The organism is Methylibium sp. T29-B (assembly GCF_000576225.1).
Taxonomy (GTDB): domain Bacteria; phylum Pseudomonadota; class Gammaproteobacteria; order Burkholderiales; family Burkholderiaceae_C; genus Methylibium; species Methylibium petroleiphilum.
Genome location: NZ_AZSN01000010.1, coordinates 11,593 through 34,951, shown reverse-complemented (window position 1 = coordinate 34,951; position 23,359 = coordinate 11,593). Strand labels below are relative to the sequence as shown.

At 67.3% G+C, this 23,359-nt stretch carries 21 protein-coding genes and 3 pseudogenes; 5 read left to right on the top strand and 19 right to left on the bottom strand.

The window, feature by feature from the left end; translation table 11 throughout:
* Positions 1-19 precede the first annotated feature (19 nt).
* The 11 genes and pseudogenes from Y694_RS24050 to cadR all read right to left on the bottom strand — a co-directional run bounded on the left by Y694_RS24050 (position 20) and on the right by cadR (position 10,786).
* Positions 20-190: a hypothetical protein gene (locus tag Y694_RS24050; protein ID WP_155935781.1), complete on the bottom strand. Its 171-nt coding sequence runs from the start codon at positions 188-190 to the stop codon at positions 20-22.
* A complete protein-coding gene (locus Y694_RS03320; protein ID WP_051495541.1) occupies positions 148-1,149 on the bottom strand; it encodes an efflux RND transporter periplasmic adaptor subunit in 1,002 nt (333 codons plus the stop codon). Before Y694_RS03320 ends, Y694_RS24050 begins: the two co-directional genes overlap by 43 nt.
* A 578-nt stretch (positions 1,150-1,727) precedes the next feature.
* Positions 1,728-2,004, bottom strand: a pseudogene (locus Y694_RS03315) (metal-sensing transcriptional repressor).
* A 127-nt stretch (positions 2,005-2,131) separates the two neighbouring features.
* Positions 2,132-2,506 (bottom strand): hypothetical protein, encoded by a 375-nt coding sequence (locus tag Y694_RS03310; RefSeq protein ID WP_173402791.1) that lies wholly within the window; start codon positions 2,504-2,506, stop codon positions 2,132-2,134.
* Positions 2,507-2,571: 65 nt separating this feature from the next.
* On the bottom strand, positions 2,572-5,718 hold the full coding sequence (locus Y694_RS03305) for an efflux RND transporter permease subunit (protein ID WP_036229805.1): 3,147 nt from the start codon (positions 5,716-5,718) through the stop codon (positions 2,572-2,574).
* Positions 5,719-5,733: 15 nt separating this feature from the next.
* Positions 5,734-6,855, bottom strand: coding sequence for an efflux RND transporter periplasmic adaptor subunit (locus Y694_RS03300; protein ID WP_036229803.1), 1,122 nt, complete (start codon positions 6,853-6,855; stop codon positions 5,734-5,736).
* A 38-nt stretch (positions 6,856-6,893) separates the two neighbouring features.
* The gene (locus Y694_RS03295; RefSeq protein WP_051495540.1) at positions 6,894-7,562 is read right to left on the bottom strand and encodes a hypothetical protein; all 669 of its coding nucleotides are present in this window, start codon (positions 7,560-7,562) and stop codon (positions 6,894-6,896) included.
* Positions 7,559-8,833 carry a TolC family protein gene (locus tag Y694_RS23120; protein ID WP_081782181.1) on the bottom strand — a complete coding sequence of 425 codons (1,275 nt, stop codon included), beginning with the start codon at positions 8,831-8,833 and terminating at the stop codon, positions 7,559-7,561. The genes Y694_RS03295 and Y694_RS23120 overlap by 4 nt, the downstream gene beginning before the upstream one ends.
* A 135-nt stretch (positions 8,834-8,968) precedes the next feature.
* Positions 8,969-9,322 (bottom strand): hypothetical protein, encoded by a 354-nt coding sequence (locus Y694_RS03285; protein ID WP_036229800.1) that lies wholly within the window; start codon positions 9,320-9,322, stop codon positions 8,969-8,971.
* 457 nt (positions 9,323-9,779) lie between these two features.
* Complete coding sequence (locus tag Y694_RS03280) at positions 9,780-10,124, bottom strand: CzcE family metal-binding protein (RefSeq protein ID WP_051495539.1); 345 nt, start codon at positions 10,122-10,124, stop codon at positions 9,780-9,782.
* A gap of 218 nt (positions 10,125-10,342) precedes the next feature.
* The gene (gene cadR / locus Y694_RS03275; RefSeq protein WP_036229797.1) at positions 10,343-10,786 is read right to left on the bottom strand and encodes a Cd(II)/Pb(II)-responsive transcriptional regulator; all 444 of its coding nucleotides are present in this window, start codon (positions 10,784-10,786) and stop codon (positions 10,343-10,345) included.
* Positions 10,787-11,044: 258 nt separating this feature from the next.
* Between cadR and Y694_RS03270 the strand changes: the two genes are divergently transcribed.
* The 4 genes and pseudogenes from Y694_RS03270 (at position 11,045) to Y694_RS03255 (ending at position 14,601) form a co-directional block, all read left to right on the top strand.
* Positions 11,045-13,183, top strand: a complete 2,139-nt coding sequence (locus Y694_RS03270; protein WP_036229796.1) for a cation-translocating P-type ATPase — start codon at positions 11,045-11,047, stop codon at positions 13,181-13,183.
* A 5-nt stretch (positions 13,184-13,188) separates the two neighbouring features.
* A pseudogene (locus tag Y694_RS27020) lies at positions 13,189-13,535 on the top strand (DUF3703 domain-containing protein).
* On the top strand, positions 13,535-13,960 hold the full coding sequence (locus Y694_RS03260) for a disulfide bond formation protein B (protein ID WP_036229793.1): 426 nt from the start codon (positions 13,535-13,537) through the stop codon (positions 13,958-13,960). Before Y694_RS27020 ends, Y694_RS03260 begins: the two are co-directional and overlap by 1 nt.
* Before the next feature lie 29 nt (positions 13,961-13,989).
* A complete protein-coding gene (locus tag Y694_RS03255; protein WP_231497515.1) occupies positions 13,990-14,601 on the top strand; it encodes a thioredoxin domain-containing protein in 612 nt (203 codons plus the stop codon).
* Here Y694_RS03255 and Y694_RS03250 read toward each other — a convergent pair.
* Together Y694_RS03250 and Y694_RS03245 are read right to left on the bottom strand one after the other, a co-directional pair.
* Entirely contained in the window at positions 14,590-15,966 is a 1,377-nt protein-coding gene (locus Y694_RS03250; protein WP_051495538.1) for a heavy metal sensor histidine kinase, read from the bottom strand. The two genes, Y694_RS03255 and Y694_RS03250, sit on opposite strands and share 12 nt — an antisense overlap.
* On the bottom strand, positions 15,963-16,649 hold the full coding sequence (locus Y694_RS03245) for a heavy metal response regulator transcription factor (RefSeq protein ID WP_036229787.1): 687 nt from the start codon (positions 16,647-16,649) through the stop codon (positions 15,963-15,965). The genes Y694_RS03250 and Y694_RS03245 overlap by 4 nt, the downstream gene beginning before the upstream one ends.
* 157 nt (positions 16,650-16,806) lie before the next feature.
* Between Y694_RS03245 and Y694_RS03240 the strand changes: the two genes are divergently transcribed.
* Positions 16,807-17,142, top strand: a complete 336-nt coding sequence (locus tag Y694_RS03240) for a DUF4148 domain-containing protein (protein WP_036229786.1) — start codon at positions 16,807-16,809, stop codon at positions 17,140-17,142.
* A gap of 14 nt (positions 17,143-17,156) precedes the next feature.
* On the opposite strand, the gene Y694_RS03235 is transcribed toward Y694_RS03240, so the two are convergent.
* From Y694_RS03235 to Y694_RS03210, 6 genes and pseudogenes are all read right to left on the bottom strand, one after another.
* Positions 17,157-17,405 carry a hypothetical protein gene (locus Y694_RS03235; RefSeq protein ID WP_152543382.1) on the bottom strand — a complete coding sequence of 83 codons (249 nt, stop codon included), beginning with the start codon at positions 17,403-17,405 and terminating at the stop codon, positions 17,157-17,159.
* Between the two features lie 160 nt (positions 17,406-17,565).
* Positions 17,566-18,039 (bottom strand): hypothetical protein, encoded by a 474-nt coding sequence (locus tag Y694_RS03230; RefSeq protein WP_152543381.1) that lies wholly within the window; start codon positions 18,037-18,039, stop codon positions 17,566-17,568.
* A gap of 92 nt (positions 18,040-18,131) precedes the next feature.
* Positions 18,132-18,506, bottom strand: a complete 375-nt coding sequence (locus tag Y694_RS03225; protein WP_036229783.1) for a hypothetical protein — start codon at positions 18,504-18,506, stop codon at positions 18,132-18,134.
* A gap of 44 nt (positions 18,507-18,550) precedes the next feature.
* Positions 18,551-21,600 (bottom strand): annotated as a pseudogene (locus tag Y694_RS03220) (efflux RND transporter permease subunit).
* Between the two features lie 70 nt (positions 21,601-21,670).
* Positions 21,671-22,801 carry an efflux RND transporter periplasmic adaptor subunit gene (locus tag Y694_RS03215; protein ID WP_036229781.1) on the bottom strand — a complete coding sequence of 377 codons (1,131 nt, stop codon included), beginning with the start codon at positions 22,799-22,801 and terminating at the stop codon, positions 21,671-21,673.
* Entirely contained in the window at positions 22,798-23,355 is a 558-nt protein-coding gene (locus Y694_RS03210) for a hypothetical protein (protein ID WP_036229778.1), read from the bottom strand. Before Y694_RS03210 ends, Y694_RS03215 begins: the two co-directional genes overlap by 4 nt.
* Positions 23,356-23,359: the final 4 nt, after the last annotated feature.

The following is a 23,359-nucleotide window of genomic DNA, read 5'->3' as shown; positions in this document are numbered from 1 at the left end:
AGCGGGTTGCGGCTGGGGTTCACTTGTCACCCCCGCTCTTGCCCTGCCATGCCGCCTTCAGCGCGATGACCGATGCGGTCGCCACTTCCTGGCCCGGCTTCAGGTCGCCTGCCACCTGCACCGAGGCGCCGGCACTGGACACCACGCTCACTGGCCGGGCGACGAAGCCCTTGTCCGTACGCACGAACACGAAAGCCTGGTCATCCTGCCGCGCCACCGCCGCCAGCGGCAGCGCCCAGCCCGCGGCGTTGGCGGCGAACGGCACCTGGCTTGCACCACTTCACCGGGACGCAGCCGTTCGGCGCCGCGGGTGACGCGCGCGCGCAGCGTCACGGTCTGGCTGTCGCTGACCACGGCGCCGACCGACAGCGGCATCGCCACGGCGTCGCGGCCGACAATCTGGATCGTCGCGGCCTTGGCCAACGTGGCCGGCTGGCGGTCAGCCGGCATCGCGATGTCGAGCCAGAGCGTCTGCAGGCTGGCCAGGCGCAACAGTGCGTCGGCCTCCTGCACCCGCTGGCCGGGCTTGATATCGATGCCCAGCACTACCCCGGCTGCACGGGCACGCACCACCACGCCGTCCTGCACCGTACCGCCGGCGGCGATGCGCTGGATGGAAGCGGCGTCGATGCCGGCCAGGCGCAGGGCGGCCTCGGCCTGGCGCTGGCGCGCCGCATCGTCCTGTGCTGCAGCTTCGGCTTCCTGCACACGGCGCTCGGGGATGATGCCCTCGGCCAGCAGCGACTTCTCGCGCTGCAGCGTCTTCTGCGACAGCCGCGCCCGGCTGGCGGCCTCGAGCAGCTTGAGCTGCATCTCGCCGAATTGCGGGCTGTTCAGCCGGAGCAGCGGCTGCCCGGCTTTCACGGCCTGCTGTTCACCGACCAGCAACTGGTCGACCACGCCGGCCACCGGCGCACTGACCACCTGTTCCTGCCCCGGGGGAAGCATCACCTTGGCCGCGTAGGCCATGCCGGCGATGGCGCCGGGTTGGTCGAGCTTGAGCAGCGTGACGCCAAGCGTCTTCAACTGCGCTGCCGAGACGGCGAACTCGGCGTTGGGTTCAGCTGCCGGGGCCGGCACCAACCAGGCGCTCAGGGACAGGCAGACAGCGACGCGCAAGGCGCCGCCGGGACGAAAGATGGCAGGCATAGGAACTCCACGGACAGAAGGCCTCGCTCCCGGGCAGGAACGGGTTGGCAGGTGCGGCGCCAGGGCGCCGCAGCGGTCTTCAGGCGTGGAGGGGCGGCGCCCTGCCGTTGGGCGGCAGGCTTCGGAAGGCACTGGAACCGGCCCGGTGCCGATCTGGTGGCCAGATGGCGGCCGCAGCAACCGAAAGCGGCCGCTGGGCCGTCACGGACCAGAACGGCGTGGCGGCGGCTTCATCCGATGACGGCACATCGGCCATGGCCTGGACCTGGCCGCGCAGCGCGAGATTGAATGCGAGAACTCCGGCGCGTCGTGATCCGCTGGCGTGGCGGCGTGCACCTTGTCTGGGCTGTGCAGTTCGTTCCGATGCCCTGCGGAAGCCGAGAGCGCTCCGCCTATCGACCACTCTCCGTCGTGGCGATGGCCGTGAAGTGGCGATGCGATCAGATCCACGGCCAGCACCGCCACCAGCAGCCAGCTCAGCACCAGGCGCACGATGCCACCTGCGTCGCGTGGACGCTGGTGCAACGGGTGCGAGGCTCTGGATGTCATTGAAGGCACAGGTCTGGGAGTTGGAGGGCTCAGAGGTACTTGGTGATCGCCTTGAATTCGCTGAGTGCCTGCCGCGTCGACTTGGCAGGTTCGCCGACGGCGTGGTCGAGGCAATGATCGATGTGGTCGTGAATCAACTGCTTCTTCGCCGCCGCATGGCACGCTCGACTGCGTGCAACTGCTGCGCCACATCCAGGCAGGCCGATCGTCCGTCAGCATCGTGATCACGTTCTGAAGGTGGCCGCTGGCACGCTTGAGCCGCTTGGTCACCGCGTCGTGCGAGGCGTGGAGGTCAGTTTCAGACATGCCCACATCCTATCATCTCCTTATCCCTCCCGGGGGATAGGATGTGAAGCCATGGAGTGGCGGTCAGCAGCACCAGGGTGCGGCCACCGGCATCCGATGGCATCGCCGGCCACTGCTGCATCGGAACTCAGCGCACGGTGAACCGCACCGTGATCGCCTTCGCGCTGGGTGTCACCAGTGCGGCAACCACCTTGGCACCCTTGGCCAGCTTGAGGCCCTTGGCTTCGAGCTTGTCGCCTGCGACCACCAGGTCGGCTTCCGACTTCTCGGTGCCATTCAGCACCGTCAGCTTGCCCTTGATGCCCGTGGGGGCCATCGGCTTGCCGTGGTCCTCGACGTAGATCACGGCACCATCGGGCGCCCCCACCAGCTCGAACGACAGGTCGCTGGCGGTTGCCACCACGCCGCCGTGCTTGGCCGGGCCGCCGCCATGCGCGAAGGCGGCATTGAACGACAGCGCCGACAGGCCCAGCACGACCACGGTCAACAGTTTCTTCATCATCTCTTCGATCTCCTTCGAGGGTGCGGCGCACTGGAGCAGGCGGCGCCGCCGGGCCTGGTTTCAACTCAATAGGCTTCCTGGGCTTCTGGCGCGCCGTCCGGTGATTCGGGCTCGGACTGGGTCAGCCGTTTCGTGGCCTTCTCGCCGAACAGCCAGAACAGCACCGGCGTCAGCAGCGTGTCGAGCAGCGTCGAGCTGACCAGCCCGCCGAAGATCACCACCGCCACCGGATGCAGGATCTCCTTGCCCGGGGCATCGGCCGCCAGCAGCAGCGGCGTCAGCGCGAAGGCCGCCACCAGCGCCGTCATCAGCACTGGCGTCAGCCGCTCCAGCGAGCCGCGCACGATCATGGCCTGGCTGAAGCTCTCACCCTCGAACTTGACGAGGTTGATGTAGTGGCTGATCTTCAGGATGCCGTTGCGCGTGGCGATGCCGGCCAGCGTGATGAAGCCCACCATGGATGCCACCGACAGGCTCACACCCGCGATCCACATCGCCGTCACCGAACCGATCAGCGCGAGCGGGATGTTGGCCATGACGATGCCGGCCAGAACCACCGACTGGTATCGGCTGTACAGCACCAGGAACATCATCGCCAGCGACACGACCGACAGGCCGGCGATCAGGCGCGTGGCCTGCTCCTGGGCCTGGAACTGCCCTTCGAGACTGATGAAGTTGCCCGGTGGCAAGGGCGTCTTCTTGATGATCTCCCGGATGTCCGCGATCACCCGCCCCATGTCACCGCCGTCGGTGTTGGCGTAGACGATGATGCGGCGCCGGCCGTTCTCGCGGCCGATTTGGTTCGGGCCATCGGTCTCTTCCACGGTCGCGATGCTGGACACCGGGATGCGCCCGGCAGGGGTGTCGATCAGCGTGCGCGCCAGATCCTGCGGGCTGCGCTGCTGGTCGGGCAGGCGCAGCACCAGCTCGTAGCGGCGCGGGCCGTCGACGATGTCGGCACCGTGTGCGCCATCGGTCAGCGCTTGCAGCACACGGATGGCCTCGCCGGGTGACAGGCCCATCTGCGCCGCCTTGCGGTGGTCCAGACGCACGGTGATCTGCGGGATCAGCACTTGCTTCTCGACGGTCAGGTCGACCAGGCCCGGCACCGTCGCCAGCTTGCCGCGCATCTCTTCGGCCAGGCCGCGCAGCGTGTCGGTGTCGTCGCCGAAGATCTTCACCGCGATCTGCGCCCGCACCCCCGACAGCAGGTGGTCCAGCCGGTGGCTGATGGGCTGGCCGATCGTGGCCTGTCCCGGCAGCGACGAGAGCCGCTCGCGGATGTCGGCCATGATGGTCTCGCGGTCGCGCTCGCTGCGCTTGAGGTCCACGTCGATCTCGGCCGAGTGCACGCCTTCGGCGTGTTCGTCGAGCTCGGCGCGGCCAGTGCGGCGGCCGACCTGCGTGACCTCGGGCACCTGTCGGATCAGCGTCTCGGCCACCGCGCCGATCCGGTTGGCCTCGACCAGCGAGGTGCCTGGCTGCATCACCAGGCCCAGCACCAGCGAGCCCTCGTTGAAGGCCGGCAGGAAGGCGCGCGGGAAGAAGGGCACCGTCGCCGCGGCACCGGCCACCGCGAGCACGGCCAGGCCGATGAGCAGCTTCGCTCGGCTGAAGGACCAGGTGAGCAGCCGGGTGTCCTGGCGCTTGAGCCAGGCCACCAGCGGGCTGTCGCCATGGTCCAGGCGCTTCATCGTCGGCAGCAGGTAGTAGCACATCACCGGCGTGACCGTCATCGAGACCAGCATCGACGCGAGGATGGACACGATATAGGCGATGCCAAGCGGCGTGAACAGGCGCCCCTCGATACCTGGCAGCGCGAACAGCGGCACGAAGACCAGCACCACGATCACGGTCGCGTAGACGATGCCCGAGCGCACCTCGACGCTGGCGCGTCGCACCACTTCCAGGACCGACAACGGGTTCGCAGCCAGTCGGTTCTGCTTCAAGCGCCGCAGGATGTTCTCGACATCCACCACCGCGTCATCGACCAGCTCGCCGATGGCGATGGCAAGTCCCCCGAGGGTCATCACGTTGATCGACTGGCCCAGCCACTGGAACACCAGCGCCGTGACCGCCAGCGACAGCGGGATCGCCACCAGCGAGATGACCGTCGTGCGCACCGAAAGCAGGAAGGCGAACAGGACGATGGCGACCATGATGGCGCCGTCGCGCAGTGCCTCGGCGACGTTTCCGATCGAGGCCTTGATGAAGTCGGCCTGGCGGAACAGCACACGCGGCTCTGCCATGCCCTTGGGCAGGCCCTGCTTCAGCTCGGTGAGTGCCGACTCGATCTGCGCGGTGAGCTTGACCGTGTCAGCATCGGGCTGCTTCTGGATGCTGATCACGACGGCCGGGAGGCCGTTGTAGCCGGCATCGCCGCGCTTCAGCCCCGCCGCGAAGGACACCGTGGCCACCTGCTCCATCAGGATCGCGCGGCCGTCCTTCCAGGCCACCGCGACGCCGCCCAAGTCCTCGGCGCGGTTCGTACGGCCCAGGTGGCGGATCAGGTACTCGCGGCTGTTGAGGTCGATGAAGCCGCCGCCGGCATTGGCGGCATAGCCCTTCAGCGCCTGCTCGACCTGCGTCAGCGAAACGCCGAACTGCGCCATGCGCGCCGTGTCGGGCGCCACACGCAGCGTGCGCACCTCGCCGCCGATGGGGATGACCTGCGACACGCCCGGGATCGAGAGCAGCCGCGGGCGCAGCACGAAGTCGGCGTACTCCCGGGCCTGCATGGGCGTGGCCACGGGTGCCTTCCCATCACCCGGGACCAGGGGCAGTGCGACGAGCATCACCTCGCCCATGATCGACGACACCGGCCCCATCACCGGCGTGATGTCGCCGGGCATTTGCGCACGCACGATGGCCAGCCGCTCGGCCACCAGCTGGCGGTTGCGGTAGATGTCGGTGCCCCAGTCGAACTCGGCATAGACCAGCGAAAGGCCCACCCCGGAGGTGCTTCGAACGCGGGTCACGCCCGGCATGCCGTTGAGCGCGGTCTCCAGCGGGAAGGTGACGAGCTGCTCGACTTCCTCCGGCGCCATGCCGCCGGCCTCCGTCAGCACGGTGATCAGCGGCTTGTTGAGGTCGGGGAAGACGTCGACCGGCGTGCGCCAGGCCGTTATTGCCCCGTAGACCATCAACAGCACCGCGACGGCCAGCACGAACAGGCGGTTGTGCAGGCTGTAGCGAACGATCCAGTTGAACATGAGGGTCGCTCCCGTTCAGCGGATCTGCGCGATCAGCGGCGCGCCCTGGACGACGACGCGGTTGTCCGCGCTCAGCCCCTGAGTCACCACCACCGTGCCAGCATCCAGCGGCCTGAACTGCACCGGCTGCGGGATGAAGCGCTCGGCACCCGACTTGATCCAGACGATGGGCTCGTTGGACGGGTTGCGCACCACGGCCTGCGCCGGCAGCACCACGCCCTTGATGCGCTCCGTCGATTGCGCGACGACGGTGACCGGCTGGCCGATGGCCAGGGGAAGGGCTGCGCCCGATTTCGCGGCACTCACTGCGAAGGTGATCGGCAACACGCCGTCGCGCAGCGAGCGCGACGCGCCCAGCAGGCGCAAGCTCACTTCCGGCACACCCTGCAGCGAAGCACCCGCCACGCGGGCGGCCACCTTGGCGTCGGCGGTGGTGGCCTCCACCAGCATGCGTGCCGGGTCCACCACCTCAAACAGCACGTCGCGCGACTCGACGACCTGGCCCACCACCAGGTCGGCACGGGCAATCACGCCGCTCACCGGTGCGGTGAGCGCTTCTCGCGCCACCAGGCTGCCACTGATGCTGCGCTCGCGCTCGGCCAGGCTCCTGGCGTCCGTGCGCGCAGCGTCGATCTCCTTGCGCGGCACCGTGCCTTCCAGCCCTTCGAGGCGCTTCAAGCGCTGCTCGGCCAGTTCACGCTGCGCCCTCAGTTCGGCGACCTGGGCCTGTTGCGTGCCCAACGCATAGGGCTCGGCGTGATGGCGCACATACGCCAGCACCTCGCCGCGCTTCACCGACTGGCCAGCGACGGGCAGCCCCTTGGGGCCGGCCTCGATGCGCCCGCCATGCGCGGCTTGAACACGCCCACTGGCGTTCGGGTCCATCACCACCCGGCCAGGCATCTCGACCGAGGCTGCGGCTTCGGACTCGGGTGCCAGCACGGTGCGGATGGCCATGCGCCGCTGGGCGATCTTGGGCACGTTGACGCTGCCATCGGGCAGGCGCGCCAGGCCAGAGGCGTTGACGGCCGCGCCAGGGGCGTCGAGGTGTTCGCCGTTGGGGCCGTGGGCGCCGGGGGCGGCAAGCGTTGGCGAAGCGCAGAGCACGCTCGCAGCCAGCGCCGTGGCGCTGGCCATGGCCCGCAGCCAGGGTCGAGTCGATTCCAGCCGCGTCATCACAGGCCTCCCTGCATCTTGCCGGCGTCGCGGCGCCGCTGCCGCCACCAGGCGATGCCGCCGATCAGGCCCAGGGCTGCAACACCCGCGCCGATCCAGGCGGCGCGCTCCAGTTCGTGGTCGTGTCCATGGCCGTGGTCGTCGTTGCCGTGGGCGTGCCCGTGGTCGTCCTTCGCCGCTGCGGTGGCCACGCGCCCCGCGGAGCTCATCAGCGTTCCGTCGAGCAGGTCGCTGTCGCTGCCGGCCACGAGCGTGAAGACGAGGCCGTGCTCGCCCGGCGCCGCCAGCGCCTTCAACAGCGCCGCGTCGGTGACGGCGTAGTCGCCTTGCTCCGCACGGAACGCAGCCACCGCCTTGAGCGTGCCGCTCTCGACTTCGAGCTTCGCGCCCAGCACGGGCTCGTTGGACTCGTAGCGGTCGACCACGATGGCCAGTTCGCTGGCGCGCAGTTCGGCGACCAGTTCGAAGGTTTCCGACTTGGCTTCGACACGCGGCAGGGCCGATGCCGCGCGCATGGTGGTCGGGCCGTCGAGGTGTTCGCCATTGGGGCCGTGGGCGCCAGGGGCGGCAAGGGCGGGCGCATTGGCGACAAGCAGCAATGCGGCCAGGGCCATGACGGAAAGCGCGCGCAGTGGCATCGGAGTGCGGATTTGGAGGTGGTTGTTCATGGGAGGAGTCCGAGGGCTTGTTGGAGGCGGGCGCGGGCGAGGCCCAGTGCGGCGGTCTGGCGGGCGACGGCGCTGTCGGCCTGCGATGCGGCAGCGAGCGCACGCAGCTGGTCGGGCAGCGGCGTCTCGCCGGCACGGAAGGACTTGTCGATCAGGCTGGCGCGTTCGCGCAGCAGGCGGGCACGGGCGGTCTCGGCGTCGAGATGAGCCTCAGCCGATCGCTGCGCATCGCGTGCGGCGGCAATGTCGCTGTCGAGGCGTTCGCGCAGTCTCAGCTCGTGGGTCTCGGCCACGTCCAGCTCGGCCAGTGCAGCCGCTTCCAGCGGCCGGTTGCGGTCGTCGGTGCCGAAGGGCAGGCGCAGTCCGACGACCAGGCTGCCTTGGGAGCTTTCGGCGCGGCCGGGCACGTCCTGGCGTACGCCCACAGTCAGTTCGGGGGCGTCGCGCCGCGAATGGCGCATGAGTTCCACGCGCTTGCGTGCCAGTTCGGTGGACTGGCTGGCGAGTTGCAGCTCCAGGTGCGATGCGGCCGGACGAGGGGCCCCTTCGAGGGCCTCGACGGACACATCGGGCGTTGCAGCCAGCCCCGTGTGCAGAGTCCAGCGCGCACGCGCGGCCTGCAGGCGCTGGCTCACGTCGGACTGAAGCGCGGACGCCGCCAGCAACTCGGCCTGGGCGGCCAGTAAGTCGGCCCGCGCCAGATCGCCAGCACGCACGCGGCGCTCCACGTCGGCGGCGAGCTGCTTCAGTGCCTGGATCTGTATCTCGGCCTGGGCCGCCTCGGCCTGCAACGCGGCGAGTTGCCACGCCGCTTCACGCAATTCGCCCACCAGGCGCAGGCGGGCTACCTGCTCTGCAGCAAGTGCCTGTGCTGCCGCAGCGTCCGCGGTTCCCGCGCGGGCCGCCTTCTGGCCGGGCAGCCAAAGAGGAACGGCCACACTGATTTCGGTCTCGCGCCGGCCCGCGTTGCTTTGCAGGCGGTCGTTTCGGTGGCTCAGTTCCAGTGATGGAGGCGCGGCCCAGAAGCTGCCTGCGGCGGTTCGGTCGGCCTCTGCACGACGGCGCTGACCCTGGCTTTCGCGGGCGGCGACGGCGCGTTGCCACGCGGCGTCCAGGGCGGCGCGAAGCGTGATGCTGCCGGCAGTTTCATAGGCCGGGGACGGTAGGGCGGCCGGGGGGCTACCCGGAGATGCGGCAGGCTGGGCCCCGACGGCCCCGCCGGCCAGACCGCCCGCGATGATGCCGGCAGACAGCCAAATGGAAAGTCTCACAATGCTCCTGACGATTCAACAGCCGGGGCCGGCCGTACGCATAGTTCAAGTCACGCCAGGGCGGACAAATGCTTGCGTGGGGAACCGGTCCGGCGGGCCGGGCGTCCATGGGTGGACGCCCGCCGTGAAGGCGGGTCAGGAGCGGGGCCGAGGCGGCCGGAGTAGGCCGTCGAGGGTGGGGTCGGGCACGACGCTCTCGTGCAGTCCGCCGGGAGCGGCCGAACCAATGTGAGGGAAGTGGTGCGACGCCGTAACCGTGAATGCCGCTGTCGCGCTCAAGTGATCGCTGAGCACGTGCTGTGCCGAAGCGTTCGAATCGTCCAGGTGGTAGGACCCATCCTCATGATGATGGTGACCTTCTTCCTGCCAATGGAGCGAAGCATGTTCCATGTCGGCAAGGGCGTTCATCGTCGAGCCGGCGCGTGCCACGGCCACCGTTTGCCAGAGCATGGCGAACAGCATGACGAGAAGAACGGCGGAGCGGCGCATGGAAGTGAGAGTTTAACGAAGCACGTTGCGACCTGCGGGGACAGCGGGTTTCGAGTCTTGGTGGTTCAGAATTTCTTCACGACGCCCTTCGCCCTTGACCGCCGACGCCACGTGAAGAAGTTCGCGACCTGGCACCCGTCGGTTCGAAGGGGCTTACTGGGCCAGCTACTCCATTTGCAGACCCGAAGTCGTTATGCGATCGTCTGGCCTCCGAAGGGCGCCGATGCCCTTCGCGCTAACGACTAGGCCTACGAGTTCGATCTCGCATTGGAGCAGGCGCGGTTCGCGTGCCCGTTGAACGGTCGCCCTCGAATTTCATTGCGTGCAGGGCGGCCGCGCGCGGCCTCGGCCGTGGCCGCAAGCACCGCCTCTGGCGGCGTGCCCACTGGCATCGAGAAGACGATGTTGAAGGCCTCCCGCCTCGGACTGTCGTCGTCGATGTACGCGCCAGCGCGCACTATCTGCGATTGGCCGGGTTCAGACCGACATAAACCACGAGCGGCTTGGTGGGGAAGCCTGCCGGGGCGATCTTGGTGACATCGACCGCACGACGGTCGAGCCCATTGAAAGTCCAGGTGAACAGCTGACCCCCGCTGCGAAAAGTCACCGACTCCCCATAGGCGACGTTGATCCTGCTGGCTGATCCCAGATCGACCGCCCGCGTGGCGGCCTGCGGCGAGGTCGGTTGGCCATAGTAGGACTGCCCGTTGGCAAACGTATCTGCGCCGGCGGCGAGGCTGGCAAGCGGTGCGGCGGCCACGCCGCACAGGGCGATGGCGGCGAAGAGTCGGGTTTTCTGCATGACTTGTCCTTGTCTGATGTTTCCCGGCCATGCCGCTGCATGGCTGGCAATGCCGCTGGTGGCATCAGCAAGGACTCTAGAAACCGGTGACCAACAGACCTGGGACCGGCAGATGACAGATGCGTCATGTTCGGGCTTCATGCCGCTCTGGCCGTCATGGCCATGGCAGTCAGAGCGCCGGCGTGGCGTCGGAGGTTCAGGCGTCGTTGCCCGCGAGGTCAGTGCGATCCACGTATGTGCCGGTGGGTTGCTGCCTTGGGGCCTTGGGCAGCGACACTGTCCAGCTGATTCAGGATGCCGCACTCGTCGAGCGAGTGCGGCGAACTGCAGCGTGCCCGCAGTGCCTTCAGATCCTTTTCCAGCGCGCGCAACTCGCGGATGCGTTGCGCAACATGCCCGATGTGCTCGTCCAGCAGCTGGTTGACTTCGCCGCAGTCCTCAGGCGGCGCATCTCGCAAGCGCAGCAGAGAGCGGATCTCGTCCAGCGCCATGTCCAGATTACGGCAATGGCGGATGAAAGCCAGCCGCTCGGCATGCGCCGCGGTGTACATGCGGTAGTTGTTGTCGCTGCGTTGTGCCGCTGGAATCAGGCCTTCGCGCTCGTAGAAGCGGATGGTTTCGACGGGCGTGCCGGTGGCTTCAGCCAAGTTTCCGATGCGCATGGTGTCCCCTCGATGTCGAATAGGGCTTGACCTTACACCGACTTCAGGGTTTTCAATGCAGTCTGCCGATTGAAGGATGCCACCGTGAACCGTTCCGAAAACCCCGTTGCACCCGTCGCAGTACCCCCCGACAGGGCTCCTCCGTCAGTGGATAGCCTTGCCCCCTGCGGCGCTTGCGAAGTGCCCGCTGCGCCTGCCGCAACTGCCGCCGCAGTGCCACCGCCGGGTGCGGGCTGGGCACGCTTTAGGGTGCCGACGATGGACTGCGCAGCGGAGGAGTCAGAGATTCGGCGCGCCGTTGAGGGCATCAGCGGGATTCGGGCGCTGACCTTCCAGCTCGGGCAGCGCAGCCTGGCGCTCGATGCACCGGGGCCAGCGCTGGAACTGGCCGTGGCGGCCATCCGCAAGGCAGGTTTCGATCCGCAGCCGCTGGCCGAGGGCAAGCCCGGCGCCGCACCCGAACACGCGGCCGATGATGGGCACGATCACGGGCAGGACCACGCCTTTGGGCCGGTAGGCTACGGGCGCCTGGGGATGGCGTTGCTGCTCGCGATTGCCGCCGAGCTGGTGGGCTACTTCGCGCCGGACACGCAAATCTGGAAAGGCATCGGCCTCGCGGTGGCCGCCGCTGCCATCTGGCTGGCAGGCTTCGATGTCTACAAGAAGGGGCTGACTGCGCTGTTGCGCGGGCGGCTGAACATCAACGCGCTGATGACCGTGGCTGTCACGGGCGCCTTCGCCATCGGTCAATGGCCCGAAGCCGCCATGGTCATGGCCCTCTACGCCATCGCCGAAGCCATCGAAGCGCGCGCGGTGGACCGCGCCCGCAATGCGATCAAGGGCCTGCTGGAGATGGCGCCCGAAGAAGCCGCTGTGCGCCAGGCCGACGGCACCTGGTTGACGCAGCCGGTGGCGAGCGTGGCGCTCGACGCGGTGCTGCAGGTGCGGCCGGGCGAGCGGGTGCCCATGGACGGTGTCCTGACCGCCGGCAGCACCAGCATCAACCAGGCACCCGTCACGGGCGAGAGCATCCCGGTGGACAAGGCCGTGGGCGACCCGGTGTTTGCCGGCACCATCAACGACACCGGCAGCTTCGAGTTCCGTGTCACGGCACTGGCCTCGAACTCGACCCTGGCACGCATCATCCACGCCGTGGAAGAAGCCCAGGGCACGCGCGCGCCCACCCAGGGCTTCGTGGACCGCTTCGCTGCGGTCTACACCCCGGCCGTCTTCGTCGTTGCACTGGCGGTGGCCCTGCTGGGGCCCTGGCTGCTGGACTGGACGTGGATGCAATCCATCTACAAAGCGCTCGTGCTGCTGGTCATCGCCTGCCCCTGCGCGCTGGTGATCTCGACGCCGGTGACCATCGTCAGCGGCCTGGCGGCCGCGGCCCGGCGCGGCATCCTGATCAAGGGCGGTGTGTACCTGGAAGGCGCCCGCAATCTCAAGGCCATCGCGCTCGACAAGACCGGGACGATCACCGAAGGCAAGCCGAAGCTGGTGGAGTGGAAGGTGCTGGACACGGCCATGGCGGCCGGCATGGACGCGGCCACGGCCGAACACACGGCGGCAGTGCTGGCAGGCCACTCCGACCACCCGGTGTCACGCGCGATTGCGGCTGGGCTCAAATCCAACAGCGTGCAAGCCAAGGACTTCAAGGCCATCGCCGGCCGCGGCGTGCAGGCGGAAATCGGCGGCAAACTCTGGGTGCTGGGCAATCACAAGCTGATCGAAGAGCGTGGCCAGTGTTCGCCCGCGCTCGAGGCCGTGCTGCGCACGCACGAAGAGGCCGGCCGCACGGTCAGCCTGCTGGCGTCCGACACCGGCCCGGTGGCTCTCTTTGCGGTGGCCGACACCATCAAGCCTTCATCGCGCGAGGCGGTTGCCGAGCTGAAGGCCCTGGGCATCACCCCCGTGATGCTGACTGGCGACAACCAGGCCACCGCCACGGCCATCGCGCACGAGGCGGGCATCGCCGAGGCGCGGGGAAACCTGCTGCCGGAAGACAAGCTAGCTGCCATCAAGGCGCTGCAGGCCGAGCACGGCATGACGGCGATGACTGGCGACGGCATCAACGACGCGCCGGCGCTGGCCCAGTCCGACATAGGAGTGGCCATGGGTGCAGCCGGCACCGACACCGCGATGGAAGCAGCCGACGTGGTGGTGATGAATGACGACCTGCGACGCATCGCCGAGACGGTGCGTCTGTCGAAATTCACGCATGCGGTGCTGTGGCAGAACATCGCGCTCGCCCTGGGAATCAAGGCGGTGTTCCTGGTGCTGGCGGTGTTTGGCAACGCCTCGATGTGGATGGCGGTGTTCGCCGACATGGGCGCCAGCCTGCTGGTGGTGGTCAACGGGCTGCGCCTGCTGAAGGCCGGCGTGCAGAGCCGGTGAGCCTGATGTCGCCCCGCGCCGTGGCCTACGATGCGGCTTTGTCCGAGGCCGAGAGACTGATGGCTGCAGCAAGTCCGGGCGCCGCGATGGCCATGCTGGAGCGTGCCCATGTGCTGGGTCAGCGCGAGATCGGCCCGCACCTGCGTGTGCACCTGCTGATGCTCCGTGCGGCGTGGGTCCTGCGTGACGGCCGAGAACTTCGCGGGCAGTTGCTGCGCCTGGCGCTGACCCCATCGGACACCTGAGCGGCCGCCTGCCCCTGGGCAACACCGGCGCATCGAACGTCAGCCCGTTCGAGCCGATGGCGCTGCCGCCGGAGCTCGAACGACTGCTGCGCGACGAGGAGCGGTGATGCCGGCTGCGCAAAGACACTGGGCGCCGTTGTTCGCAGCGTGGCTCATCGCGCTGCTTGCGACGGCAGGTGCCTTGTTCCTGGGTGAAGTGATGGGCATGACGCCTTGCGTGTTGTGCTGGTACCAGCGCATCGCCATGTTTCCGCTGGCGGTGATCCTGGGATTGGGCCTGCTGGAAGCCGATGGTCGCAGCATCCGGTATGCGTGGCCCTTCGCCTGGGCAGGCTGGGTCATGGCGGTCTACCACTGCGCCGTGTTCTGGGGCGTCGTGACCGACGGGCTGGTGCCATGCGGCAAGGGCGGTTCCTGTGCAGACGCCGAAGTGCAAGTGGCCGGAGTCGTGCCGATCCCCTTGCTCTCCGCCATCGCATTCACGGGCATTCTTGCGCTGCTGTGGGTTGCTAACAGAAGGGTAAAAGCATGAATAAGCAGTGGATCGTTGTCGCTTCCGTGATGGCCGTCGTGGTCGCGTTCATCGCGGGGGCCGTTGTCTTCAAGGGTCGCGAAACGCAGCAGGTGAGCCAAGCCGCCCAGTCGAACAGCGATGCGCTGGTCAGGGCAAGTTCACCCGTGTTTGGCAATCCGGCTGCCAAGGTCACCATCGTCGAGTTCTTCGACCCGGCCTGCGAAACCTGTCGGGCCTTCTATCCGCTGGTCAAGACCATCGTCACTTCAAGCTTTGGACAGGTCAGGCTGGTCGTGCGGCATGCGCCCCTTCATCAGGGTTCGGACACCGCAGTGAAGATTCTGGAAGCGGCGAGGCTGCAGGGCCAGTACTGGCCGGCGGTCGAGCGGGCACTGGCTGGCCAGCCCCAGTGGGCGGCGCACGGCAACGCCAGACCCGAGCTGATCTGGGACCTCATCACGGACCTCGGCCTGGACATGGCGAAGGCCCGGGCCGACGCCGACAGCCCCGCGGTGGCCCAGCTTCTGGCACAGGACATCGCCGACATGAAGGCATTGAAGGTGGACAGGACACCGGGGTTCTTCGTCAATGGCACACCATTGCGTGACTTCGGCGAGGCGCAGCTGCGAGCTTGGTCGACCAGGAGATCAAGAAGGTGAAGGCGCCGTAGCGGAGGGCGCCACTGAAACACCCGTCGCGGGCAGCAGGGTGAAGCCGATCGAGGTGGTGCCGTTGGCTGAACTTGCAAAGGGCCGGCCGCCATGCATGCGGGCGATCGCAGCGACGATGGCCAGACCCAGCCCGTGGTTCTGATGCGCTCCGCTGCGGGCGCGGTCGCCGCGGAAGAACCGATCAAACAACCGTGGCAGGTGGGCCGGTTCGATAGTCGCACCTTGATTGGCCACAGCCAACCGCACTTCGCCGCCCGTCAGGGCATCGATCTCGATGCGAATCGTCGAGCCGTGGTCCGCGTAGCGCGTTGCATTGGCGACCAGGTTTGATAGCGCTCGTTGCAACAGCGGCAGATCAAACTCTCCGCCGGTGTCGCCGATGACCTCGACCCGAACTCCGGCATCGTCCAGCGCGGCGTCGTGATAGTCAGCCACCTGCCGGGCCACCCCGGCCAGGCTGGCCGTCGCCACGCGCCGCGCCGAACTGCCACGATCAGCCTGCGAGAGAAAGAGCATGTCCTGCACGATGCCAGCCACGCGCTGCAGTTCTTCCAGGTTCGACCCGAGCACCTCGCGCAGTTCGTCGGCACCGCGAGCCCTGCGCAGCGCCAGTTCGGTGCTGCTGATCAGGGTGGCCAGCGGGGTGCACAACTCATGCGCCACATCGGCATTGAATCCTTCGAGCTGCTCATAGGCCTGTGACAAGCGGCCGAGCAGTTCGTTGAACTGCGCAATCAGGGGTTCGAGTTCTTCGGCCTGGCCTGAGCCATCCAGGCGCCGATGCAGCGTATCTGCCGCAAGCAGGCGTGTCTGCTCCACCAGTTCACGCACGGGGCGCAGCCCCAGGCGCACCAGCACAATTCCGCCCACCGAGACCAACGCGGCGCCGCTCAGGGCAGCTGCCAGAAGGGTGAGTGCGAGCCGACGCAGCAATTGGCGGTCATCGCCTGTGTCCAGTGTCAGGACGGCGGTCAGCTTGTCCGGTGCGGTGGCCAGCGAAGCCACTTCAAAGCGGACCACGCGCGCGCTACCGGGGGATGACGCACCTACGGCGCGCTGGTAGAAGACGCCGCCATCGGGCCGCACCAGCGACAAGGCCAGATCCTGGTGGCCGACGAAGAAGTCGTCGAGCTTGTGGGTCAGCGTGCTGGCGTCACCGCGCTGCGTCTCTTCGGTGAGCAAGTGCCGCACCTGCGCCTGCTTCTGCCTCAGCGCCTCGATCTGCCGGGCCTCGAAGTTCATGTGCGTGACGGCGTAGACCGCGACGCAGACCACGGAGAGCCCGGCCAGACTCTGAAGCGCCAGCCATGTCGACAGCCGCCGCCCAAGGGAGCCGACGCGGCTCCTGCTCATTCCTCGCGCTCCTCCAGCACGTAACCCATGCCGCGCACCGTATGCAGCAGCGTGCGCTCGAAGGGCGCGTCGAGCTTGCCGCGCAACCTGCGTACCGCCACGTCGATGACATTGGTTGCGCTGTCGAAGTTGATGTCCCAGACCTGCTCCGCAATCTCGGTGCGGGACAACACCTCGCCCTGGCGACGTAGCAGCAATGCCAGCAGGGTGAACTCCTTGGCTGTGAGGTCGAGCCTTTGGCCGGCCCGGGTGGCCTTGCGGCGCATCAGGTCCATCTCGAGGTCAGACAGACCCAGGACCGTGGCACCTTCAGCATCGCGCGCCGGCCGCGCGCGGCGCAGCAGAACCTGGATCCGGGCCACCAGTTCGGAGAACGCGAACGGCTTGACGAGGTAGTCGTCTGCACCCCCTTGCAGACCCCTGACACGGTCCGCGACCCGGATGCGCGCCGTGAGCATCAGCACAGGCGTTTGCTTGCTCTGGCGCAGGGCGGCCAGCAAGCCCAGCCCGTCGATGCCGGGCAGCATGCCGTCCAGCACGAGCAGGTCGTAGTCAGCCTCCATCGCCAGGTGCAGACCGTCGACGCCGTTGTGCGCCACGTCCACGACGTAGCCTTCTTCGGTCAGCCCCTTGCGCAGGTATTCGGCAAGCTTCACCTCGTCTTCAATCACCAACAGTCTCATGCCGTTGAAGCCCTCATTTGGCGACCCCAGCAAGTGACCGACTTGTCATCTGCTGGACCGAGTCTTGTTGGAGGCTGGTTTCTAAAGTCATGGTCATGCCATCGGGCATGCCGCGACACAAGGTCGCAGGCAACCTCTTCTTCAAGGAACCCTGACCATGAACTTTCGCAAACACGCCGCCTTGCCCCTCGTTGCGCTGGCCATGACGCTGCCGGTGATGGCGCAGGCCAACTCCCTGTATCACCCCGCTAACACTGACGCCGGGTACACCGAGCACCCCGACCACTGGAAGGGCACCAAGACACGTGGCCAGGTGATGGCTGAGGTCGAGGCGGCTCGCAAGGACGGCACGCTCGCACTGATGCAGCGCAACACGCCGTTGCCCATGAAGGCCACTGGGCCCGGCAAGACCCGCCAGCAGGTGATCGCCGAGCTGCTGAACGAGTCGCCCGAACAGCGCCGCGCGCGGATGGACCTGCAACGCGGCGGCTGAGCACCCGGCAAGCCTCAGCGCTCGTGCGGGCCACCAGCATCTGGTGGCCCGCGTTGCCGTTTGCCTTTGCCGTCGCGGCGGGCAGCCGACAGCCGCTTCGACAGCGATTGGCTGTAGGTGAGCTTCTGTTCGGGTTTCGGCGGTGGGTGGGCCCTCCGCCATCGACGCCAAAGCGCGACCAGCACGAGAGCGACGACCACGACGGCCACCCAGATCCACAGCATCGTCTGTGCGATCGCTGCATCCGGCAGCTGCATCCTCATCGCGCGCCTCCCGTTCTTGTGTCGAGTCGGCCGAGGTCAGGGAACATCGGACAACGGCAACTCCACCCGCGCTGTCGCTCCACATGCAACGGGTTGCAGGCAAATAGGCTGGCATCGCGAAGCCGGCACACCCGTTGAGAAGGCAGGCGCTCAAGCGCAATTAGCCAACATCCGCGACCAGGCGCAGAGGCGCAGCCCGAGCACGCGATTCCGTGGGGTCGCCGCGCTCTAGCCGGTAACTGCTGCCCCACGACCAGACCGAACCGACCAGTTCGATGAAGACAACGTCACCTGCTGCGCCTGCGATGTCGATGGATGCACGCCCTTCGTCCCAAGCTGCCGCCAGCGTGTGCGATCCAGGCTTGAGGCGAAGCCGCACGAAGGACTCGGGGACCGTCACGATGGCAGAGCCCATGTCTGGCGTCAGCCTGACCGCGTTCCTCGCGTCCCCCCAGCGCTTGCGAACGACATACACGGTCAGCATGTCTGGCACAGCTTCAAACCGCTTTGCCGCCATCTCGACCTGCTCCGGCGGGATGGGCGCCGTCGTGCAGGTGAGCTTGCGGCTGTGCCACTTGCCGATCGCAAAGCAGTAGGTGCCGTCCGCGTTGGCCGGGCGCATCGGTTTGGTCATGCAGCCCGCGAGCGGGACCAACCCGACTGCCGCCAGGCCAATCAACAGGGTTCTGCGTTGGGGAAGTCTGGAGTGGTCCACGGCGGCGTTCCCTACTTGATCGTGAAACGCACCGTGCCGGCCGGTTTGCCGGACATGGTGACGACAGCAACGGCCTTGGTGCCCGGGCCGACCTTGAAACTGCCGGTTGCTTCGAGCTTGTCGCCAGCTGGCTTCAGCTCGACTTCCTGCTTCTCGGCACCGGTCAGCAAGGTCAGCTTGGCGCTGGCCTTTGACACGTCAGCCGGTTTGCCGTGGTCGCGCAGGTGCAACTGGATCGCGGCTGGCTTGGCGACCAGTTCGTAGTCCATGTCCTTGGCCTCGGCGACCACGCCGCCATGCTTGGGCGAATGGTCGTGTCCGCCGGCAGCGAAGGCCGTGCCGGCCAGGGTCAGGGCAAGGGCCGCGAGGAGGGTTGTCGTCTTCATGAGAGTCCTTTCAGGGGTTGGAAAACATTGACAGGGGGAAGGGATCAAAGTGCTTCGGCATCCTTGCTGTCCATCAACGCTTCGGCAGGCTTGCGGCCGAAGAGCCAGAACATCGCGGGTGTGAGGAAGGTGTCGAGCAGGGTGGAGCTGATGAGGCCGCTGAAGATCACGACGGCCACCGGGTGCAGCACTTCGGTGCCGGGCTGCTCGGCCTCGAACAGCAGCGGCGCCAGCGCGAAGGCCGTCACCAGCGCCGTCATCAGCACCGGGCTCAGCCGTTCCAGCGAGCCACGCAGGATCATCTTGTGGTCGAAGTTCTCACCCTCGAAGCGCATCAGGTTGATGTAGTGGCTGACCTTCAGGATGCCGTTGCGCACCGAGATGCCGGCCAGGGTGATGAAGCCCACCAGTGCGGCAACGGACAAGGGCTGGCCCGAGAGCCACAAACCCAGCACCGCACCGACCAGCGCCAAAGGAATGTTCACCATGATCAGCGCCGCCAGCACACTGGACTTGTAGCGGCTGTAGAGCACCACGAACATCAGCGTCAGCGACACGATGCTGAGCAGGCCGACCAGGCGCGAGGCTTCCTCCTGCGCCTGGAACTGGCCGCCCAGGGTGATGAAGTAGCCCTCGGGCAGCTTCGTCTCGGCCACCACCCTGCGGATGTCGGCCACGATCTCCGACAAGGCCCGCCCCGACGCATTGGCCGACAGCACGATTCGCCGCTTGCCGTCGTCGCGGCTGATCTGGTTCGGGCCGTCGCCGTCTTCGATGGTCGCGATCTTCGACAGCGGGATGCGGCCGTTCGGCGTCTCGATCAGGATCTGGCCCAGGCCCTCGACCGAGCGGGCCGATTCCGGCAGCCGCACCACCAGCGCAAATCGCCGACTGCCCTCGACGATCTGCGTGATCTTCTCGCCTTCGACCAGGTTCTGCAGCGTGGTCAGCACCTGGGGAGCGGGCACGCCGTACTGGGCCGCGGCGGCGTAGTCCACCCGCACCTTGATCTGCGGCGCCAGCACCTGCTTCTCGATCTGCAGGTCGCGATGCCGGGGATGGCGGCCAGCTTCGCGCGCAGCACATCGGCCTGGCCACGCAGCGCGTCCAGGTCCTCGCCGAAGATCTTGATGGCGATCTGCGAACGCACGCCCGACAGCATGTGGTCGATGCGGTGCGAGATCGGCTGGCCGATCTCCAGTGCGGCGGGCAGGTTGATCAGCCGCGCGCGGATGTCGGCCTTGATCTCGTCCATCGTGCGCGTCAGCTCGGCGGTGGGCTTCAGGCCGACGTCGAGCTCGCTGACGTGCACCCCTTCGGCGTGTTCGTCCAGTTCGGCGCGGCCGCTGCGCCGGCCCACGTGCGTGACCTCGGGCACCTGGCTCACCAGCACTTCGGCCTGGCGCGCCAGCGCGGAGGTTTCGGCCAGCGTGACACCGGGATTCAGGCGCAGGCCGATTAGCAGCGTACCTTCATTGAAGGGCGGCAGGAAGGTGGTCGGAAAGAACGGAACAGCCGCCGCCGCCACCACTACTGCCACGCCGGCTGCCGCCATCGCCGCCTTCGGTGTATTCAGCACGGACTGCAGAGACGACTGATAGGCCGACTTCAACCAGCGCAGCACTTTCGTGTCGCCATGGTCCAGGTTCTTCATCCGCGGCAGCAGGTAGAAGCTGAGCACCGGCGTCACCGTGACCGAGACGATCAGCGAGGCCAGCGTCGACACGATGAACGCGATGCCGAGTGGCACGAACAGCTTGCCTTCCAGCCCCGGCAGCGCAAACAGCGGGATGAAGACCAGCACGATGATCACCGTGGCATAGAGGATCGCCGAGCGCACTTCCATCGTGGCGTGCGCCACCACTTCCAGAGGGTGGATGCGCGAGTGCGGGTGCTTGGCGCGGTCTTCCTTCAAGCGGCGCAGTACGTTTTCGACACCCACCACGGCATCGTCGACCAGCCCGCCGATGGCGATGGCCAGGCCACCCAACGTCATCGTGTTGATCGACAACCCGAAGTAGCGGAAGACCAGCGCGGTGATGAAGATCGACACCGGGATGGCGGTCAGCGCGATGATGGTCGGCCGCAACGTGCCGAGGAAGAAGAACAGGATCACCGCCACGAACACCGAAGCGCCGATCAGCTTGCCCTGCAGCGTCGTGATCGAAGCCTCGATGAAGCTGGCCTGGCGGAAGGTGACCTTGGGCTCCTGCATGCCGGCGGGCAAGGAAGTCTTCAGTCCCGCCAAGGCTTCCTCGATGTTGCGTGTCAGCGCGATGGTGTCGGCCGAAGGCTGCTTCTGGATGCCCAGGATGACGGCCGGTTGGCCCTCGTAACCGGCATCGCCGCGCTTGTTGGCCGCAGCGAAAGTCACCTCGGCGATCTGGCGCATCAGGATCGGTTGGCCCGCTTTGGATGTCAGGGCCAGGTTCTTCAGGTCGTCCAGCAACGAGGTTCGGCCCAGGTTGCGGATCAGGTACTCACGCCCGTTCAGCTCCAGGAAACCGCCCGAGGTGTTGCTGGAATAGCCCTTCAACGCCGCTTCCAGTTGCTCGTGCGTGATGCCGAGTTCGGCCATGCGCACGGTGTTGGGCTGCACCTGGAACTGCCGCACCTCACCTCCGATGGGGATGACCTGCGCCACGCCCTGCACCGACAGCAGGCGGGGTCGCAACACCCAGTCGGCGTACTCGCGCACCGCCATCGCGCTGATCTTCGTGGTGTCCACGGGGATCGCGATCTGCATGATCTCGCCCATGATCGAGCTGATCGGGCCCATGCGGGGCAGCACGCCTTCGGCAATGCCTTCCTCCATCGCCGCGAGTCGCTCGCTGACGAGTTGGCGGGCACGGAAGATGTCGGTGCTCCAGTCGAAGGTGACGTAGATGAACGACAGGCCGGCCGACGAGGTGGAACGGATCGTCTCCACGCCCGGCAGGCCGTTCATCGTGGTTTCCAGCGGGAAGGTGATGAGCTGTTCCACTTCCTCGGCGGCCATGCCGCCGGCCTCGGTGATGATGGTCACCGTGGGCTTGTTGAGGTCAGGGAACACATCCACCGGCGTGCGCGTCAGCGTGAACGCGCCGTAGGCCATCAGCACCACGCTGGCGATGATCACCAGCAGCCGGTTGCCGAGGCTGTTGTCGAGTAGCCACTTGAACATGTCAGCGCACCTGGTTGATCAAACTGGCGCCTTGAGTGGCGACCTTGTCGCCAGCCTTCAGGCCGGCGGTGACCGACACGCTGATGCCGTCCAGCGATTCGGTCGTCACCGTGCGGGGCTCGAACCGTTCCGGCGCGGTCTTGACCCAGACGATGGTCTGGTTGGCCGGGTTCTTCATCAGCGAAGCGACCGGCACCGCCAGCCCCTTGACCTTCTCCTTGGTCTGCACGAAGACACGCACCGGCTGGCCGACGGCCAGGCTGTTGAGGGCGACGCCCTGGGCGCGGAAACCCAGCGGCAGCGCCTGCTCGCGCAGGCTGCGCGCGGCACCGATGAACTCCAGTGGCACGCGCTGGTTGCCGACAGACAGCGTGGCGCTGCCCACATTGGCCGCCAAGGCAGGATCAAAGGCCAGGGCCTCGATGCGCAGACGGCTCGGGTCGACGATCTCGAACAGCAGCTCGCGTGCATCCACCACCTGGCCCGCCACGACGTGGGCCGACGCGATGACGCCGGACACGGGCGCCACCAGGGCTTCACGCGTGGCCAGGCCGCCACCGATCGCGGCAATGCGTTCGGCCAGACTGGCGGATTCGCTCTCTGCGGATTCGATGTCCTTGCGCGGCACCGTGTCCGCCAGTTCCTTCAAGCGGGCTACGCGCTTGTCGGCCAGCGACTTGGCCGCCCGCAGCTCCGCCAGCTGGGACGACTGGTTGGAGCGTTCGATGGGAGCTGCCGAGGGCACCACGTAGGCCAGCACCTCGCCCTTGCGCACCGCTTGGCCCGGATTGGGCAGACCGCGCGGGCCGGGCTCGATGCGGCCGGCATTCAGCGGCTGCACCTTGCCCCCGGCGTTCGGGTCCATCAGCACCATGCCGGTGAGTTCCACCGAGCGCGGCAGCTCGGCGTCAACCGTGGCCATGGTGCGCACACCCAGCTGGCGCTGCGCAGGCTTGGGCAGGAACACACTGCCGTCGGGCAGGCGCTGCGGCCCATTGGCACTGGGTGCTGCACCGCTGTCGCCATGGTCATGGCCTTCGCCAGCCTGTGCTTGAGGCACCGCGGACAGCACCATCACGATGCTGGCGATGATGGCCAGCCGCGCGCCGGAAAGGATCAGGGCGCGCTTCATGCGACACCTCCGACACGGGTCTGGCGCGACGACAGCACGCGGCGACCGACGGTCAGCAGGATCGCCAGCACGGCGACCCCTCCCGCTGCCCAGCCGGCATATTCCTTCCACGAATGCGCGTGGGCCGCCTCGTCAGCGTGTGCGGCTTCATGGATGTCGAGCTCGCCAGCCAGCAGGTCGGCGTCGGACCCGGCGCTCACCGTGGCGGTGATCGGCAGGACTCCAGGCTTGGGCGCTTCGGCCAGCACGACTTCGAACTCGTCCGTGCCTTGTTTGGCCGCCTTGAACTTCTTGCCGCCGATCTCGAGTTCGATCTGGGCTTCAGTGACCGGGCTGTTGTCGGCGGCCCGGTCCAGGTACAGCGTGATCTGCTTGCCGTTGAGCACGCCGACCAGTTCGAACAGGTCCGACACGGCGGCGAATCTGGGCAGGGCGGGGCCGGTGGCCGTGGGTGCGGCTTCGCCGTGGTCGTGGCCGTCGCCCGCCATTGCAAGTTTCGGTGCCAGGATCAGGATCGCGAGAGGAATCGCGACCAGGGTGTGGAAGGGCTTCATGGGG

Bases quoted from the DNA above. Each gene is read 5' to 3' on its own strand.
- Y694_RS03320 (WP_051495541.1), bottom strand. From the start codon at position 1,149: ATGCCTGCCATCTTTCGTCCCGGCGGCGCCTTGCGCGTCGCTGTCTGC.
- Y694_RS03310 (WP_173402791.1), bottom strand. From the start codon at position 2,506: ATGATGAAGAAACTGTTGACCGTGGTCGTGCTGGGCCTGTCGGCGCTG.
- Y694_RS03305 (WP_036229805.1), bottom strand. From the start codon at position 5,718: ATGTTCAACTGGATCGTTCGCTACAGCCTGCACAACCGCCTGTTCGTG.
- Y694_RS03300 (WP_036229803.1), bottom strand. From the start codon at position 6,855: ATGGCCAGCGCCACGGCGCTGGCTGCGAGCGTGCTCTGCGCTTCGCCA.
- Y694_RS03295 (WP_051495540.1), bottom strand. From the start codon at position 7,562: ATGAACAACCACCTCCAAATCCGCACTCCGATGCCACTGCGCGCGCTT.
- Y694_RS03285 (WP_036229800.1), bottom strand. From the start codon at position 9,322: ATGCGCCGCTCCGCCGTTCTTCTCGTCATGCTGTTCGCCATGCTCTGG.
- Y694_RS03280 (WP_051495539.1), bottom strand. From the start codon at position 10,124: ATGCAGAAAACCCGACTCTTCGCCGCCATCGCCCTGTGCGGCGTGGCC.
- cadR (WP_036229797.1), bottom strand. From the start codon at position 10,786: ATGCGCATCGGAAACTTGGCTGAAGCCACCGGCACGCCCGTCGAAACC.
- Y694_RS03270 (WP_036229796.1), top strand. From the start codon at position 11,045: ATGGACTGCGCAGCGGAGGAGTCAGAGATTCGGCGCGCCGTTGAGGGC.
- Y694_RS03260 (WP_036229793.1), top strand. From the start codon at position 13,535: ATGCCGGCTGCGCAAAGACACTGGGCGCCGTTGTTCGCAGCGTGGCTC.
- Y694_RS03255 (WP_231497515.1), top strand. From the start codon at position 13,990: ATGGCCGTCGTGGTCGCGTTCATCGCGGGGGCCGTTGTCTTCAAGGGT.
- Y694_RS03250 (WP_051495538.1), bottom strand. From the start codon at position 15,966: ATGAGCAGGAGCCGCGTCGGCTCCCTTGGGCGGCGGCTGTCGACATGG.
- Y694_RS03245 (WP_036229787.1), bottom strand. From the start codon at position 16,649: ATGAGACTGTTGGTGATTGAAGACGAGGTGAAGCTTGCCGAATACCTG.
- Y694_RS03240 (WP_036229786.1), top strand. From the start codon at position 16,807: ATGAACTTTCGCAAACACGCCGCCTTGCCCCTCGTTGCGCTGGCCATG.
- Y694_RS03235 (WP_152543382.1), bottom strand. From the start codon at position 17,405: ATGAGGATGCAGCTGCCGGATGCAGCGATCGCACAGACGATGCTGTGG.
- Y694_RS03230 (WP_152543381.1), bottom strand. From the start codon at position 18,039: ATGACCAAACCGATGCGCCCGGCCAACGCGGACGGCACCTACTGCTTT.
- Y694_RS03225 (WP_036229783.1), bottom strand. From the start codon at position 18,506: ATGAAGACGACAACCCTCCTCGCGGCCCTTGCCCTGACCCTGGCCGGC.
- Y694_RS03215 (WP_036229781.1), bottom strand. From the start codon at position 22,801: ATGAAGCGCGCCCTGATCCTTTCCGGCGCGCGGCTGGCCATCATCGCC.
- Y694_RS03210 (WP_036229778.1), bottom strand. From the start codon at position 23,355: ATGAAGCCCTTCCACACCCTGGTCGCGATTCCTCTCGCGATCCTGATC.